Genomic DNA, 16,052 nt, shown 5'->3' with positions numbered 1-16,052 from the left:
AATCGGTTTGCCGCAGATAACGATGCAGAAAGACAATCTGGATGAGCGAAACTTAGAGTTTTCTCATCAGCCGCTCACTGCGCCCGTCTTCTTAAACTCGGTGCCGAAAAGTGGAACGCATTTGATGCGCAACATCATGCGTATGTTTGTAGCCAATGAGCAGCAATACCACGATACTTTCATTCAGATCCCGATTATGCACAATCATGCTCGGGCCTTTGATCCTGCCCAACCATTTCTCAGCTGGGGGCATCTGCTTTTCTCGGACGAGTCCATGTTCGCGACGCGATTGACGCGGCACATTCTCCTAGTCCGCGATCCCTATACTTGGGTGTTGGCGCGAGCGCGGTTCTTTATATCTGAGAATTTTGAAGCCTCGCTGGACCATCTCAAAAGTGAAGCGTTTTCTCCTGAATCGTTGTTGAATATGATGATATTCGGCATTCATGGCAAAGCGCCTCCAATGAATGACATTTATACGTTCAACGCTACAGCATGGTTGGGCACTGGTGTTCATCTGTACCGGTACGAAGACATTGTTGAGAACCTCAGGGACATAGATTCGAAGCGGGCTCGTGACTATTTCGGGGCGCTGCTCGAAACGTGCGGCATTGCGGTTCCTGACGATTGGAAGCAGCGCATCCTGATCGGAAGCGATAAGAAGCAAAGCGGTACTGCTCGTGAAAATCTTGTTGTCAACAACAACCGATTGCCCTCGCAGTTGCCTGAAATGCAAAGAAGGCTCGTCGAAGTTGCCGTACCTGGATTGCGTGAGTTGCTAGGGTACAAATCCTAGATCGGTCATTCAGAGGATTTGTACCTAACTTCCCGCAGGACGCTCTTCTGGAAGGCGGGCGGCTGCGTCCTTCAGGAAGCGGGCCAGCTTTTCAGCGGTCTCAGCGCCCTGAACGGCGACGCGGCGATTGGCGATATAGGTTGGAACACCGCTGATGCCCATTTGCTGGAACAGAGCTTCTTCCTGCCGGACATTGTCTACGTCGGCGTCGGTCGGAAGAAGCTCGGCAACAATGCTCGAATCCAGATCGATCTCCCGGGCGATGTCGACCAGCACATCAGTTTCACCGATGTCGCGGCCGTCGGAGAAATAGGCCTTGAACAAGGCTTCCTTTGCGAGGGCACCTTTCTGCTGGCCTTGCGCCCAGCGAACCAGCCGGTGTGCGTTGAAGCTGTTCGGGCGGCGGGTGATCTTGTCGAAATTGTACGGGATGCCCTCCGCGTGGCCGTAATCGATCAGCGCCTGACGCATGGTATTGGCGCGATCCTTGCCCGCATCAGAGCCGAACTTCTCTTTCATGTGCGCCTTGTAGTCGACGCCAGCAGCCGGGATCGTCGGGTCCAGCTCGAACGGGCGGAATATCAACTCCACATCCAGTTCCGGGACCAGTTTGATTGCTTCATCCATCCTGCGTTTGCCGAGCCAACACCACGGGCAAACCAGGTCCGATACCATTTCGATTACGAGTGTCATGCCCTTTACCTAGGTGCGGTTGCGTCGGGACGCAAATAAACCGTCAGTGAGATTGGGTGAGGTCTGCGCCAATCCTGCGAACTTCCCCGACCAACACGTCCAGGTCCGATTGTGCCGTTCGGTGATTTGTAATGTTCACGCGAATGGCTGTCTTGCCGTCAATCCGTGTGGTGGATGGTGCCGCGATGCCGGACATTTGAAGCTGAATAACGATGTCTTCGTTGAGGGAGTTCAGGTCCACGTCACTCGCTGACGCCGGAACGTAGCGGAAGCAGCAGATCTGCATGGAGACTGGTAGAAGCAGCTCCAGATCGCTTGCCGCTTCAACGAGCTCCCCAAGGTACGCGGCTTGTTCGCAGTTCCGCGAGATCATCCGGCCCAGTTTCTCTTCACCATGCTCCGCGATCTGGGCCCAGACTTTCAAGGCACGAAAGCCGCGTGATAGCTCGGGCCCCAGTTCGACCGGCCAGGTTCCACCAGCGGCGAGGCCATGCTCCGCGGATTTGAGGTAATCTGGCCTGTCGGAAAAGGATTTCAGGTGTGTGTCCCCTGAGCGGATCAGGATGCAGCCAGCATCGTAATTGACATGAAGCCATTTATGGAAGTCGAAGGCGATAGAGTCTGCGCGTTCCAGATCGGCGAGGCGGTGTCGCAATCTGTCGCTCAGCATTCCAAGCGCACCAAAGGCACCATCAATGTGGAACCAGAGCTGCTCTGTCTCAGATATGTCTGACAGAGCCATGAGGTCGTCAATCGTGCCAGCATTTACAGATCCACACGTCCCGGCGATCAGAAACGGTTCAAATCCGCCCTCGCGGTCATTATGGATTTGCTTCTTCAGTAGTTCGATATCGATTTGGTGGTCAGCCGTTACGGGGATCCGCCGCAGGGCGTCTGTGCCGAGGCCGACCATGTCGAATGCGCGGGCAATGCAGGCATGCGCCTCGGTCGAGGTATATCCTACGAGTTTGTGGCCTCCGAGGCCTTCCTGGCGGCTTTTGAAGTCAAGGCGCGCATCGCGGGCTGCCTTGATCGCCACGATCGTCGCCATGGATGTGCCGGACATGACCAGCCCGCTCGCCTCATCAGGAAATGAGAAAAGCCCCTTGCACCATTCGATCACCAGCCGCTCAACTTCGATCGCGGCATGGTTTCGTCCACCGGTATTGGCATTCATTGTCGCTGCGGCGATTTCTGCCACGAGGTTTGACGGTGTGCCTGACCCGTGAACCCAGCCGAAGAAGCGGGGGTGTGTGTTTCCCACACCGTAAGGCAACAGCTTTTGGAGCGTTGTATCGACTTGTTCGGAAGACTGGCCTGTCTGGGACAGATCAAAAAGGGATTTGATCTCGTCTGGAAATGGCGTCCAGACCCGTCCTTCATGCGACCGCTCCATCTGGTCGACCGCAATGTCTATCATGCGATGCAGACGCATGCGGAAATCTTCCCAATCCTCTGGATCGAGGCTTTCTGTATCGGGCACGTTCGGTATGTCGGGATTGGCCATGTTTTACCGATCCAGCCTTTTTTGTGTGGAGACAACGGATTCGGGCGTGGGCGAGCGCATGGGTCGCACCCTGCCTGCGTCATGAACATTCCTGCGATGAGGTTGTTCCAATTCAGCGAATGGCAGGGTGGGCATCGGTGTCGGGGCCGATCACACCCTCATGCCTCAAGGTTCGCAAGGCCTCGCTGGCAAACCATGTCTCGCCGGGGTCGGCCGGGGAGGGACGAGCGCGTTTCACCTCAAACCCGAAAGGCAAGCTCATGGTGGAAGGAGGGCCTTCCGGTACGATTTCATGATCGGCAAAGAGAGATGTTTGCTTCGGTTCCGGAGCCATGGCGGACAGCGCAAATCCAAATGCAACGACTGCGCCTGCCCACACATTCGATTTGAAGACTGGCAGCGCATCGCGTTCGCGGCTCGATTTGATGCGCGCGGATTGCCAAGCGCCATGACCCAGGAAGACCAAGGCCGTTACCGCCCCGATGCGCCCGGCTTCGTTGAGCGCGGCAGCCAGAGCGATCAGGGCCGCAGCCCCCAGATGAAAACAGAAGCTGATCAGCACGGCGCGTTGACCGAACAAGCGTGCCGTGGACCGCACCCCTATCAATGCGTCGTCCTCACGATCCTGAAGGGCGTAGATCGTGTCGTAGGCGATTGTCCACAGGATCAGGCCCGCATACAGGATCAGGACGGGAAGGCTGATTGTGGAAGCGACGGCGGCGCCAACCAGCGCGCCCCAATTGAACGTCATGCCAAGCCAGGCTTGAGGCCACCAAGTCACGCGCTTCATGAAAGGATAGGCGCCCACGAGTGGGATCGACAATAGCGCAACCAGCTTCGCGTCCAGCGGCAGGAAGAGCCAAACTAGCAGGCCGATCAGCAACTGCGCCGCCAGAAATATGTAAGCCTGCTTCAGTGTGACGGCGCCGGACGGCAGCGGCCTTAATGCCGTGCGACTGACGCTTGCGTCGATATCGCGGTCCGTAATGTCGTTCCAGGTGCATCCAGCTCCGCGCATGGCTACCGCGCCGAGCAGGAAAAGTGCGGCCCAAACCAGATCGAACACGTAGACGCCGGTGATCAGCCTCTGAAAAGACAGACCGATGAGGCAGGGTATGTAGAGCAGCCAGATACCAACGGGCCGATCCCAGCGGGCGAGCATGGCATAGGGGCGCCATGCCTCAGGCAGGCTTGCCAGCCAGCCGGGCAGGGCGCTGTCAGCCGGTATCTTGCGCGCGTCGTTCATCGCCGGGGCTTATACCGAATTTCTGCGTTTCCAACAGCCGCGCACACCTATTGGGTGAACTCTGTCGGTAAACGCAGCGTGTGCGGATGCCTGAAAACGCTAGGCGAAATATACGGTTTTACGGTTAACGAAGGCCTTGATCCCATCGGCTGCCAGCTCGCGACCATAGCCGGACTGCTTGATTCCGCCGAACGGCAGGCGCGGATCAGACGCAACCATGGCATTCACGAAGGTTGCTCCGGCTTCTAGCTCGTTGATGGCCTGGTCCATTTCTGACTGGTCTTGAGTGAAGATCACAGAACCGAGGCCGAAGACCGAATCATTTGCGCGGGCAATCGCTTCGTCGAGGCTTTCGATTTTCCACAGGTTTGCCACGGGTCCGAACATTTCCTCGTCTGCCGAAGGGCTTCCTTTTGGCGCACCACTGACGATGCAGGGATCAAACCAGTTACCCTCGTCCGGCAGCGTATTACCCGGTTTGAAGACCGACGCGCCAGCTGCAACCGATTTCTCGACTTGCTCCACGAGTTCGTCGCGAATGGATGCGGTTGCGATCGGTCCGATATTGGTGGTCTCGTCCATAGGGTCGCCAACCTTCAGCGATTTGAAGCGGGCCTCGAAGCCAGCCTTGAATGCGTCGTAGACGTCTGCGTGAACAAAGAATCGTTTGGCAGCGATACAGGACTGACCATTATTCTGGGTGCGAGCTGTCAGTGCGGTGTCTAGGGCTTTCTCAAGATCGGCGGATGGCATCACGATAAAGGCGTCGGATCCGCCGAGTTCCAGAAGGGATGGCTTGATCTGGGAGCCAGCCGTGGCAGCAACAGCGCCGCCAGCCGGCCCAGAACCAGTCAGTGAAACGGCTCTGACGCGCTCATCCTTGATAACGCTCTCGACGTGTTTTGAACCAATCAGCAGAGTCTTGAACGCACCTTCCGGGAAGCCCGCTTCAGTGAAGACTTCTTCGATATTCAGCGCGGACCGGAACACATTTGAGGCGTGCTTCAACAGGCCCGTATTCCCAGCCATCAGGATTGGCGCTGCAAAGCGAAAAACCTGCCAGAAGGGATAATTCCAAGGCATGACGGCAAGCAGCACGCCCAGTGGGAGATGGCGAACATAGGCCTTGCTGCCATTGCTCTCCATGATCTCGTCGGCAAGGTAGCCTTCGGCCTGTTCGGCATAATGGCGGCAGACCCACGCGCATTTATTGACTTCAGCTTTTGCCTGGGTGAGCGGCTTGCCCATTTCAGCGGTCATGTCCGCAGCATAACGATCAGCATTGGCTTCGAGCACATCCGCCGCCTTCATCAGGAGTTTTGCGCGATGCTCGAAGCTGGTCTTGCGCCAGTCGGTAAAGCAGGCTTCCGACTGGTTGATGATCGCTGTCACTTCTGCGGGGGTGTGGGGTGTAAATTCCTCAATGACTGTGCCATTCGCCGGATTTACGGATTTGATTGTTTGGTCAGTCATGTTCACCTCTTGCTGATTTCACTTTTGCTGAAAGGTATATCACCCGAATGAGTTCCATCCCGCGACTGTTCGTACCATCAGCTTTGTCCATGTCTGTACCTGTTCGATTGGACGTTGAGGCCTCAAGATATATCATTAGAGTTATGCGTTTATCGATAGGTGATCGCGTGCGTGTCTTTAATGGGACCGACGGGGAGTGGGTGTGCGAGCTTGCGGAGCCTGACGGCAAGACTGCGATCATTGTGCCGACCGAGCAAATCCGCGCCCAGCAAACAACCGATTGTCCCGAACTCACTTTGATGTTTGCGCCCGTGAAGAAGTCGGAAACGGACTTTATTGTTGAAAAGGCGACAGAGTTGGGGGTTCGACGAATTCGGCCCGTCATAACGCAGTTCACTCAAACCCGAACAGTGCGACTGGACCGGTTCAACAAGATTGCGCTGGAAGCGGCGGAACAGACTGAGCGGCTTGATCTGCCTGAGATTTCGGATCTGGTCTCTCTCGATGCCGCATTGTCCGCCCTGCCTGATGAGACCGTCTTGATCTTCTGTGATGAAGCCGGTGAGGACGATTCAAAGCCTTGGGGCGGAGAACAGGGTCGGGCCCGCGCCGCGCTCGCAGCACTTGGCGATCTCAAGGCTCGTGACGCGGCCATTCTCATCGGCCCGGAAGGCGGCTTCAGTCCGGATGAACGACAATTCCTTCGTTCTCGCGCAGGTACAGTGCCGATCAGTCTGGGACCGCGAATCTTGCGAGCTGAAACGGCCGTCGTTGCCGCACTGAGCCTTTGGCAAGCGGTGTGTGGGGACTGGATCTAGAAAGGCCAGCGTTTCAGCGGCTGAGGGACAGGCCCTTCCCACCGGCGCTGCCAGTCCAGCGATACGCCAATCCGGTGCTCCAGCTTTCCGTCCCAGTGAACTTTCAGGCCAACGGATTTGAGCGTGTCCACAATCTCCTGACCAACTTCAAGGATCACACCATCGGCGGTGTTGCGCGACGCGCCATAGCTCAAATAGAGATGACCGGTTTCGATAGCGCTTTCGGTGTCTTGCTGGTGAAAGAACACATAGCCCCGTGCCGGTCGGCCATACGCTTCGAACTCTTCGATCTCGATCCCGATTTCGGTTGCGCCACATGAGCCGCAACACGTGAAGTTCTGGCGCGCGACAATGTCCTTGTCTTCCAGCATGTCGAAAGCCAGTTCGAGCCTGTCGAAGTCCGTGAGGACTGACCACTCAGCCTGTTCGCTGCGAAGGGCCTCGATTTCCTGAATCACCGCAGACCGGATTTCGGACTGGCGATCACGCTCTGAAATTCTCGAGTCGAATTCTTCTGTCAGGTCGAGCAGGATATCTTCAATTTCGTCGATCGGCTCATAGCCTCCACGCACATGAATTCGCGCCCAGACTTTGAGGTCGTCGCGCTCTGCTGTCGTAAATCGCGTCATTGCTTTCACCTGCAGTAATAAACGAACTTGTGAGAATAACCCGGTTGGCGCTTCAGAGAAACATCCCTATGTGCACACAGATCAAGAGATTGAGGGGAGGCCTCCAAAGTGACCACGCCGACGTCGGATATCGACGAAAACTCCCGCCGTATCTCGGATAAGTCAGAGCTGATCGAATATTTCGAGGCTGGCAACAAGCCTCGTTCGGAATGGCGTGTCGGGACTGAACACGAAAAATTTGGCTTCATTCGCGATGGATTGCGCTCGCTGCCTTATGAGGGTGAAGCGTCGGTGCTGTCGATTTTGGAAGGCTTGCGCGACAAGTTCAGTTGGGAGCCAATTTCCGAAAGTGGAAAGCTGATCGGCCTGAAAAAGGATGGTGCCAGCGTCTCATTAGAGCCGGGCGGCCAGTTTGAACTGTCCGGCGCGCCGCTTCGCACGATGCATGAAACGTGCAATGAAGTTGGCAGCCATTTGCGCGAAGTGCAGGAAATTGCCGATCCGCTGGGGGTGGCCTTCATGGGGCTGGGTGCCAGCCCGATCTGGAGCATGGCGGAGACGCCGATCATGCCCAAGGGTCGCTACAAGATCATGATGGAGTATATGGACAAGGTGGGGCGACTGGGCCGTCAGATGATGTTCAGAACCTGTACTGTCCAATCCAATCTCGATTTCGAATCCGAAGCCGACATGGTGAAGAAGTTTCGCGTGTCGCTGGCGCTGCAGCCGCTGGGCACGGCGCTGTTTGCCAATTCGCCCTTTATTGACGGGCGCCCGAACGGGTTCCTGTCCTATCGCTCGCAAATTTGGACCGATACGGACCCTGACCGGACGGGCATGTTGCCCTTTGTGTTCGAGGATGGCTTTGGTTTTGAGCGCTATGTTGATTACGCGCTGGACGTGCCGATGTACTTCGTGCGTCGCGGCGGGAAATATCTCGACGCCAGCGGCCTGTCGTTCCGAGACTTCCTTGACGGCAAACTGCCAATTCTGCCGGGCGAGAAACCGGCCATGGACGATTTCGCCGACCATCTGTCGACGATTTTTCCGGAAGTCCGACTGAAGCAATTTCTGGAAATGCGTGGCTCCGATGGCGGGCCGTGGAGCCATTTGTGTGCATTCTCCGCGTTCTGGACCGGGTTGCTGTATTGTTCAGACAGTCTCGAAGCGTGCTGGGATCTGGTGAAGGATTGGACAGCGGCTGAGCGGGAGGTGATGCGCCAAGGCGTCCGTACGCTGGGCCTCAAAACACCCGTGCCGGGTGGCCGGTCCATGCAGGATCTTGCCGTCGACGTATTGGATATTGCGCGCGCGGGCCTGAAGCGCCGGGCGAACCTGTCAGTATCTGGTGATGACGAAACGGGCTATTTGTCTGAACTTGACCAAATCGCACGATCCGGGTTCACCCCGGCCGAGCGGCTTCTTGAGAAGTATCATGGTGAGTGGCAGCGCGATCTAAGTCACATTTTTGCTGATCAGGCCTATTAGGGGCAAGAAACGCCCTTTGTCCGGCGTTGGATTTGGCACAAGCTGCCTTGAGACAATTGCGTTTGCGTGATCAAAGTACCGGTTCGTAAGAATTTCCGGGGAGTTGAACGCGTGACGGACATCACTGCGACGGGTGAAGCGGGCAAGCCTCGCGATACCTCATTTTTTGGTCATCCAAAGGGACTGGCCATCCTGTTCTTTACAGAGATGTGGGAGCGCTTTTCCTATTACGGGATGCGCGGCCTGCTGGTGCTTTATCTGACCCAGCATTTCCTGTTCTCTGACGAGAAATCATCCATCATGTACGGCGCCTACACGGCGCTTGTTTACGTCATGACCATTATCGGCGGCACGCTGGCCGACCGGTATCTGGGCCAGCGCAAGGCCGTCACTTTCGGGGCGATCCTGCTCTGCCTCGGCCATTTCGGTATGGCCTTTGAGGGCTCCGGCTCGAAAGAATATGTCGTCTCAAATGGGACCGAGATCGAAATCCTGCATGAAGGTCGCGGTGACAATCGCCAGCTCTTCGTCGACCTGGACGGCGAAACCCGACGCGTCGTGTTCGAGCAAGGCTCAGGTGATCTCCAGATCCTCGAGAGCGCGGACGATGCAGACGAGCCAACTGCGCCCGTCTATCAGGAGTTCGCCAAAGGTGAATACACCACCCGCGTGGAACAGCAGGAGCTCTATACCAACATCCTGTTCCTCTCGCTCGCCTTCATCATTGCTGGTGTTGGTTATCTGAAGGCCAACATCTCGACCATTGTCGGCGCGATCTATGAGTTTGACGACCCTCGCCGGGATTCAGGCTTCAGCTTGTTCTATATGGGCATCAATCTTGGCTCGCTCTTGTCCTCGCTGACCTGCGGTATCATCGGTATCGTATGGGGTTGGAAATACGGGTTTGGCCTGGCAGGCATCGGCATGTTTGCGGGCCTTGCGGTGTTCCTGTGGGGACAGAAATTCCTGGAAGGAAAGGCTGAGCCGCCAAATCCGGAAACGCTGAAGAAATCCTTCCTCGGCCCAATCAATGTTGAAATGGCCTGCTATCTGGCTGGCGCGCTTGTCATCGCTGTGGCCATGTTGTTCGTGATGAACGCGGAAGTCATTCCAGACTGGTTCGTCGGGTCCCTCGGCATCGCCATCTTTATCGGCCTTGTCGGATATGCCTTTGTCAAACTTCAGGGAACAGAGCGCAATCGGATGTTCGCAGCGATCTATTTCGTGCTCGCGCAAATCCCGTTCTGGGCGCTGTTCGAACAGGCTGGCTCGTCGCTGACCCTGTTCACAGACCGTCTGGTCGACAAGGAAATGTTCGGTATGAACGTGCCGACGCCGGTCTTCCAGTTCTTGAATGCGGGCTACATTGTCATATTCGCCCCGATCTTTGCCTGGATGTGGATTGCCCTGTCCAAGCGGAAAATGGAACCATCGACGCCTGTGAAGTTCGCCATCGGCGTCTTCCTGGCAGGGCTTGGCTTCCTATCGCTTGTGGGGGGCATTGGCATGTCCGGCGCGGGCATGACAGCGGTTGGCTTCATCTTCCTGATCTACTGGGTGCACACGATGGGCGAACTGATGGTGTCGCCAGTCGGCCTGTCGGCGGTGACCAAGCTTGCCCCGGCCCGCGTGGTTGGGATGACAATGGGCGCTTGGTTCCTCTATTCCGGACTGTCCAACTATCTGGCAGGCGTGATCGCGCGCACAACCGGTGCGGAAACAATCGGTGGTCAGATCACGGACGTTGCAGCTGCGAAAGCCACCTATGTCAGCGTGTATTCAAATGTTGGCTACGTCGCCATGGGTATCGGCGTCCTGATGCTGATCATCTCACCAATCATCAAGCACTGGATGAAGGGAAGCGATGAGCTGCCGCCGGAATCCTCGATGGTGTCAGACGAGATGTTCTGATCTCTGATCAAATCGAAACTAAGAAAGGCGGCTCCTGGGGGGGCGCTTTTTTGAGTCTGGATGTGTGCGCTCAATAGTCCGGTGGCAGAAACTGGTCGGTTGGCAAACCGCGCTTTATCCAGCCGTCGCCAACGCCTTCCAAACCAACCATGCCCTCAGCGATCTCATAAATTTCGGCGAAGCCTGCAGCCTCGAGGCGCGCTGCTGCTTCGGTGGAGCGATTCCCCGCACGGCAGATCACTGCGATTGGATATTCAAGATCGCCCAAGACCGCGCCGCGGGCCTGAGCAAGAAAATCAACGTCCTGCAAATTCGCTCCGACACTGTCACGCGGCATTCCGGTCATGGCCCATTCGGAGGGGGTACGCACATCCAGCAGGATCAATTCGCCGCGTTGGACCAGTGTGTGCGCAGAGTCGGCAGACAAGGTCTGGATGTCCGCTGATGCAGGTAAGACAGCGCTGACGACAATCGCCGTTGCAGCGATGAGGGGCGATAGAAAACGGACCATGAGAACACTCAACTTGAATAAAGCCGCAACGAGTCGATGACCAATTGCGGCAACAAAGTGTCAAAGTGAGTGGTCCGCCGCAACCCTGGTTCCCCAAGGTGACAGCAAATTTAGCCAGCGCCGCCTACAGTCAGCGCACCAACTTTGAGAGTTGGCTGGCCAACGCCCACCGGCACAGATTGACCGGCCTTGCCGCACACACCTACACCGTCATCCATCGCGAAGTCGTTTCCGATCATGGTCACATCCTGCAGCACGGTAGGGCCGTGGCCGATCAGGGTGGCGTTCTTCACGGGAGCAACGACTTTGCCGTTTTCCACCAGATAGGCCTCGGTGCACTGGAACACGAAATTGCCAGACGTGATGTCGACCTGGCCGCCACCGAAATCAACGGCCCACAGGCCACGCTTGATCGATCCAACGATTTCGTCGGGATCCTTGTCGCCGCCCAGCATGACCGTGTTGGTCATCCGGGGCATTGTGGCCGCTTCATAGCTTTCCCGGCGGCCATTGCCGGTCGGGGCCTGGCCCATCAAGCGTGCGTTCATGCGGTCCTGCATGTAGCCTTTCAAAATGCCGTCTTCGATCAGCACGGTACGCTGCGTCGGCGTGCCTTCGTCGTCGAAGGAGAGCGAGCCGCGGCGACGCTCGATGCTGCCATCGTCTATGACGGTCACGCCTTTCGCGGCGACCTGTTCTCCGATTCGGCCAGCATAAACACTTGTGCCCTTGCGGTTGAAGTCGCCTTCAAGTCCATGCCCGACCGCCTCGTGCAGTAGAACGGCAGGCCAGCCCGGCCCGAGGACGACTTCCATCTGGCCGGCTGGGGTGGGGATGGACTGAAGATTTACCGAAGCCTTCTTCACGGCGCGCTTCACCATCGCTTGCCAGCGATCCGGTTGGATCCAGTCTTCATAGGCAGCGCGCCCGCCTGCGCCAGCACCAGCCGATTCGCGCCGACCATTCTCTTCGAGCGTGACGGAAACGTTCAAGCGTACAAGAGGACGAACCTCCGAAAAGACCGCGCCGTCCGGCCGGACGATATCCACTTCCTTGTGGCTGCCAGCCAGCGATACGGAAACCTGCACCACGCGGGGGTCGAAGGCGCGCGCCCAGGCGTCGATCTCGGCCAGCAGCCCGGTTTTCATGGTGAAATCGGGCGCAGACGTAGGATCAATTGGCTCATACAGGCGACGATTGGTTGGGGTCGGCCCCGTTGCGAGATGGCCTGAATAGCCGCGCTTTGCTTGAGCAGCTGTTTCCGCCGCTCTCTGAATGGCTTCAAGCGAAAGTTCGGATGCATAGCCGGAGCCAGTTGTTTCACCGGCGACAACCCGCAGGCCAAATCCCTGATCGGTGTCGAATGCTGCCGATTTCAAACGTCCATCGTCAAACACAAAGCTCTCCGAGCGCGAGCGTTCTACGAAGAGGTCGCCGTCATCCGCGCCCTTGGCGGCGTTGGACAGGATTTCGGATGCTTTGGTCAGGTCGAAGGGAAGGGAGGTCTGTGTCATCCAGAATAGATGCGCGACACCCTGCCGACCCGCAAGGGCGCAGGCGCAGAAATCAGTTGGTTGTGACTTCGAACCGCGAAAGCTGCCATTGCGCCAGCTCCCAATCCGGCTTCAGTTCCAAGGCGGTCTTGAAGTCGAAATAAGCGCCTTCGATATCCGCCAGCTTTTCCTTTGCCAGCGCGCGATTGTAATAGGCGGCATACAAGTCACTCGAATTGAGTGCGATGGCCTTGTCCAGCGAAGCAAGCGCGCTTGAATAGTCTTCAAGGAAGATAAATGCTGCGCCTTCATTCAGGTAGGTTTCTCCTGTTTCGGGGCGTATCTTCTTGGCTTTCTCGTAGTCGGACAGGGCTTTCTGATAGAGGCCCGCCCGCATGTGCAGTACGCCGCGATTCGTATAGGTTGCAGCGCGATTGCTGGGGGTCATGGCCTCGTGTTCGATGGCGCGTGTGCAGGTTTCTGCACCTTCCCGCGGTGAAACCGTCTCGAATTTTGCGGCTTCATAACAATCCTTGGCAATTCCGCCGCCCAGAACAACGACCTGAGCAAGGGCAGGGCTGGCTCCGAATCCAAGAAGGAGGGCTGCAGCACATATGGCGTTTCTCATCTGGTCGACCTTTCTCTTCAATGTCCGGGCGTGTGGCCAAAAGTACCACAGATGCCGTCTGGCGGCGACAACCTGCGACAATATTGAGCGCGTAAAGTGGTAGGTTGCGGCTAGTACGTATTGTAGATAGAGGAGCAGAGATTCCAATGAGACGAGGATAACTTCGTGCGACACCTTATTGCCGCCATGTGCGCCGCCATTATGGCCGGACCAGCACTGGCTTTCGAACCGACCGACGGTGCGCTGGGCTTCCAGCCGGCCGCGACCCGCATTGCGGAGCGCATTCACACCTTCCATGACTTCGTGCTCGTGATCATTGTGTTGATCACGCTGCTCGTCCTCGGGCTGCTGCTGTGGATCATTGTTCGCCACAATCGCAAGGCCAATCCGGTGCCCAAGAAGTTCAGCCATAACACGCTGATCGAAGTTATCTGGACCGTCGTTCCGGCGCTGATCCTGGTGGCAATTGCCAGCCAGTCCTTCCCGAACCTCTACTATCAGGACGTTGTTCCAAACCTGCAGCAAATTACTGACAAGTCTGAGAAGCTGTTGGCGGATGGAAAAGACAGCCAGCATGAGCGCTTCACGAAGGATTACTTCCCGGAAGCTGCTGAAAAGGGGTTTGTGAACGTCAAGGCGCAGGGCAACCAGTGGAACTGGACCTACACCTATCCAGATCTGGTGGACGATTCAGGCTACCCCCTCGAATTCGTTTCGAACCCGGTGCACGTCGGTGTTTCGACGGATGGTGCCAATTATGCGGATGCAACCGGTCGTTCTGATTATGCGTCCAAGCCGCGTAACCTCGCCGTCGACTATCCCATGGTTGTCCCTCAAAACCGTTACATCCGTTACTACACGGCAGCCGCTGACGTGATCCATTCGTGGACCGTTCCAGCTTTCGGCGTCAAAACCGATGCTGTGCCGGGACGCCTGAATGAGGGTTGGTTCCTGGTGGAGCAGCCGGGCATTTATTACGGCCAGTGTTCTGAGCTGTGTGGCGTCAACCACGCCTACATGCCGATCGAGGTTCGCGTGGTCAGCCAGGAACAGTTTGACGCATGGGCTGAGCAAATGCTCGCCGGAGACTACGAGGCGGCCTATGCTTCTGTAGATGTGTTTGCATCCAACGAGCAGGCGACCCAGTTCGCCGCCCAGCAATAGACAAGAGAGAGTGAATCGCCATGCCAATGGATGAAGTCGCCATCGACCATCATGACGCGCACGATCACAAGCCGGGCTTTTTCACGCGCTGGCTGTTTTCGACGAACCACAAAGACATCGGTACGCTGTACCTGATCTTCGCCCTGATTGCCGGTATTATCGGGTACACGCTTTCCGGCTTGATCCGCTGGGAGCTCGCTGAGCCGGGCGTTAGCGTCCTGACGCAATTTGTCGCCGGTGAAGGCGATGTTGCAATCCAGAACGCCAAGCATTTCTACAATACCGTGATTACCTATCACGGCCTGATCATGATCTTCTTCATGGTCATGCCAGCGCTGATCGGCGGTTTCGGCAACTGGTTTGTGCCGCTCATGATCGGCGCGCCGGACATGGCCTTCCCGCGCATGAACAATATTTCGCTCTGGCTCACCGTCGCAGCGTTTGTTCTGGCTTGTATTTCCATGGTTGTGCCAGGCGGGCCGGGTAATGGCTTCGGCGGTGGTTGGGTTCTCTACCCGCCGCTTTCTTCGACAACCGGGCACGCTGGCCCCGCGATGGACGTTCTCATCCTGTCGCTGCACACAGCTGGTATCGCGTCCATTCTGGGTGCCATCAACTTCATCGTGACCATTCTGAACATGCGCGCTCCAGGCATGACGCTGCACAAGATGCCGCTGTTCGCATGGGGCGTTCTGATCACGGCTGTCCTGTTGCTGCTCTCGCTGCCGGTTCTGGCTGCTGCGCTGACCATGCTGCTGACTGACCGTAACTTCGGCTCGCAATTCTTCGTGCCGGGTGGCGGTGGCGACCCGATCATGTTCCAGCACCTGTTCTGGTTCTTCGGTCACCCTGAAGTGTACATCATGATCCTGCCGGCATTCGGCATCATCAGTCACATCGTGTCGACCTTCTCGAAAAAGCCGATTTTCGGCTACCTTGGAATGGCCTACGCCATGGTCTCCATCGGTGTCATCGGCTTCGTTGTGTGGGCTCACCACATGTACACGGTCGGTATGGATGTTGACCTGAAGGCTTACTTCGTCGCGGCGACGATGGTGATCGCGGTGCCGACCGGCATCAAGATCTTCTCCTGGATCGCGACCATGTGGGGCGGCTCGATTGAATTCAAGGTTCCGATGCTCTGGGCGATTGGTTTCATCTTCCTGTTCACCGTTGGCGGTGTGACGGGTGTCGTTCTGGCGAACGCCGGTATCGACCACGCCCTGCACGACACATACTATGTTGTGGCGCACTTCCACTATGTGCTGTCGCTCGGTGCTGTGTTTGGCCTCTTCGCCGGCTGGTACTACTGGTTCGAGAAGATGTTCGGCATCAAGTACAACGGCTTCATCGGTGGTCTTCATTTCTGGCTGATGTTCATCGGGTCGAACGTCCTGTTCTTCCCTCAGCACTTCCTGGGCCTGCAAGGCATGCCGCGTCGCTACATTGACTACGCAGATGGCTTCGCCACCTGGCATATGTGGTCATCCATCGGCTACGCGATCACGCTGGTTGCCACGACCGTCTTCTTCATTGGTCTGGTCGAAGCTATGATCCGCCGCCGCAAGGGTGCAGCCAATCCGTGGGGCGAAGGTGCGACGACGCTGGAATGGACGCTTCCATCGCCACCACCATTCCACCAGTTCAACGAACTGCCGCACGTTACCAACAAAGGCGGCCACTAACAGGCAAGGG

General features: G+C 57.0%; 14 protein-coding genes. 6 read left to right on the top strand and 8 right to left on the bottom strand.

The features are described from left to right. Positions 1-7: 7 nt before the first annotated feature. Positions 8-796, top strand: coding sequence for a hypothetical protein (locus tag HY36_RS13250; protein WP_035553715.1), 789 nt, complete (start codon positions 8-10; stop codon positions 794-796). A 24-nt stretch (positions 797-820) separates the two neighbouring features. Here the strand turns inward: HY36_RS13250 and HY36_RS13245 are convergent, their stop codons facing one another. From HY36_RS13245 to HY36_RS13230, 4 genes are all read right to left on the bottom strand, one after another. Continuing rightward, on the bottom strand, positions 821-1,489 hold the full coding sequence (locus HY36_RS13245) for a DsbA family oxidoreductase (RefSeq protein WP_035553711.1): 669 nt from the start codon (positions 1,487-1,489) through the stop codon (positions 821-823). Between the two features lie 43 nt (positions 1,490-1,532). Then, positions 1,533-2,996 (bottom strand): pyridoxal phosphate-dependent decarboxylase family protein, encoded by a 1,464-nt coding sequence (locus tag HY36_RS13240; RefSeq protein WP_051602791.1) that lies wholly within the window; start codon positions 2,994-2,996, stop codon positions 1,533-1,535. A 112-nt stretch (positions 2,997-3,108) separates the two neighbouring features. Further along, positions 3,109-4,242 (bottom strand): 4-hydroxybenzoate octaprenyltransferase, encoded by a 1,134-nt coding sequence (gene ubiA / locus HY36_RS13235; RefSeq protein ID WP_051602790.1) that lies wholly within the window; start codon positions 4,240-4,242, stop codon positions 3,109-3,111. 99 nt (positions 4,243-4,341) lie between these two features. Then, positions 4,342-5,715, bottom strand: a complete 1,374-nt coding sequence (locus tag HY36_RS13230) for an NAD-dependent succinate-semialdehyde dehydrogenase (RefSeq protein WP_035553709.1) — start codon at positions 5,713-5,715, stop codon at positions 4,342-4,344. 47 nt (positions 5,716-5,762) lie between these two features. Here HY36_RS13230 and HY36_RS13225 point away from each other — a divergent pair, with 47 nt between their 5' ends. Further along, positions 5,763-6,533, top strand: coding sequence for a 16S rRNA (uracil(1498)-N(3))-methyltransferase (locus HY36_RS13225; RefSeq protein WP_035553707.1), 771 nt, complete (start codon positions 5,763-5,765; stop codon positions 6,531-6,533). Here HY36_RS13225 and HY36_RS13220 read toward each other — a convergent pair. Next, entirely contained in the window at positions 6,530-7,162 is a 633-nt protein-coding gene (locus tag HY36_RS13220; protein WP_051602789.1) for a DUF6891 domain-containing protein, read from the bottom strand. The two genes, HY36_RS13225 and HY36_RS13220, sit on opposite strands and share 4 nt — an antisense overlap. 108 nt (positions 7,163-7,270) lie before the next feature. Here HY36_RS13220 and HY36_RS13215 point away from each other — a divergent pair, with 108 nt between their 5' ends. After that, the gene (locus HY36_RS13215) at positions 7,271-8,650 is read left to right on the top strand and encodes a glutamate--cysteine ligase (RefSeq protein ID WP_051602788.1); all 1,380 of its coding nucleotides are present in this window, start codon (positions 7,271-7,273) and stop codon (positions 8,648-8,650) included. 111 nt (positions 8,651-8,761) lie between these two features. Next, positions 8,762-10,561 carry a peptide MFS transporter gene (locus HY36_RS13210; protein WP_241764209.1) on the top strand — a complete coding sequence of 600 codons (1,800 nt, stop codon included), beginning with the start codon at positions 8,762-8,764 and terminating at the stop codon, positions 10,559-10,561. Positions 10,562-10,631: 70 nt separating this feature from the next. Here the strand turns inward: HY36_RS13210 and HY36_RS13205 are convergent, their stop codons facing one another. The 3 genes from HY36_RS13205 to HY36_RS13195 all read right to left on the bottom strand — a co-directional run bounded on the left by HY36_RS13205 (position 10,632) and on the right by HY36_RS13195 (position 13,193). Further along, positions 10,632-11,072: a rhodanese-like domain-containing protein gene (locus tag HY36_RS13205; RefSeq protein ID WP_035553705.1), complete on the bottom strand. Its 441-nt coding sequence runs from the start codon at positions 11,070-11,072 to the stop codon at positions 10,632-10,634. A gap of 110 nt (positions 11,073-11,182) precedes the next feature. Next, entirely contained in the window at positions 11,183-12,586 is a 1,404-nt protein-coding gene (gene tldD, locus HY36_RS13200) for a metalloprotease TldD (RefSeq protein WP_035553703.1), read from the bottom strand. 52 nt (positions 12,587-12,638) lie between these two features. Then, a complete protein-coding gene (locus tag HY36_RS13195) occupies positions 12,639-13,193 on the bottom strand; it encodes a tetratricopeptide repeat protein (RefSeq protein WP_051602787.1) in 555 nt (184 codons plus the stop codon). A gap of 165 nt (positions 13,194-13,358) precedes the next feature. Between HY36_RS13195 and coxB the strand changes: the two genes are divergently transcribed. Continuing rightward, complete coding sequence (gene coxB / locus HY36_RS13190; RefSeq protein ID WP_035553700.1) at positions 13,359-14,357, top strand: cytochrome c oxidase subunit II; 999 nt, start codon at positions 13,359-13,361, stop codon at positions 14,355-14,357. A 20-nt stretch (positions 14,358-14,377) separates the two neighbouring features. Next, a complete protein-coding gene (gene ctaD, locus HY36_RS13185) occupies positions 14,378-16,042 on the top strand; it encodes a cytochrome c oxidase subunit I (RefSeq protein ID WP_206741201.1) in 1,665 nt (554 codons plus the stop codon). The last annotated feature ends 10 nt before the right edge of the window (positions 16,043-16,052 follow it).

The organism is Hyphomonas atlantica corrig. (assembly GCF_000682715.1).
Taxonomy (GTDB): Bacteria; Pseudomonadota; Alphaproteobacteria; order Caulobacterales; family Hyphomonadaceae; genus Hyphomonas; species Hyphomonas atlantica.
Note: the sequence above shows the minus strand (reverse complement) of the source record. Positions and strands in the feature narration are given on the sequence as shown.

Bases quoted from the DNA above. Each gene is read 5' to 3' on its own strand.
- HY36_RS13240 (WP_051602791.1), bottom strand. From the start codon at position 2,996: ATGGCCAATCCCGACATACCGAACGTGCCCGATACAGAAAGCCTCGAT.
- HY36_RS13220 (WP_051602789.1), bottom strand. From the start codon at position 7,162: ATGACGCGATTTACGACAGCAGAGCGCGACGACCTCAAAGTCTGGGCG.
- HY36_RS13230 (WP_035553709.1), bottom strand. From the start codon at position 5,715: ATGACTGACCAAACAATCAAATCCGTAAATCCGGCGAATGGCACAGTC.
- HY36_RS13195 (WP_051602787.1), bottom strand. From the start codon at position 13,193: ATGAGAAACGCCATATGTGCTGCAGCCCTCCTTCTTGGATTCGGAGCC.
- tldD (WP_035553703.1), bottom strand. From the start codon at position 12,586: ATGACACAGACCTCCCTTCCCTTCGACCTGACCAAAGCATCCGAAATC.
- HY36_RS13225 (WP_035553707.1), top strand. From the start codon at position 5,763: ATGAGTTCCATCCCGCGACTGTTCGTACCATCAGCTTTGTCCATGTCT.
- ubiA (WP_051602790.1), bottom strand. From the start codon at position 4,242: ATGAACGACGCGCGCAAGATACCGGCTGACAGCGCCCTGCCCGGCTGG.
- ctaD (WP_206741201.1), top strand. From the start codon at position 14,378: ATGCCAATGGATGAAGTCGCCATCGACCATCATGACGCGCACGATCAC.
- HY36_RS13245 (WP_035553711.1), bottom strand. From the start codon at position 1,489: ATGACACTCGTAATCGAAATGGTATCGGACCTGGTTTGCCCGTGGTGT.
- HY36_RS13205 (WP_035553705.1), bottom strand. From the start codon at position 11,072: ATGGTCCGTTTTCTATCGCCCCTCATCGCTGCAACGGCGATTGTCGTC.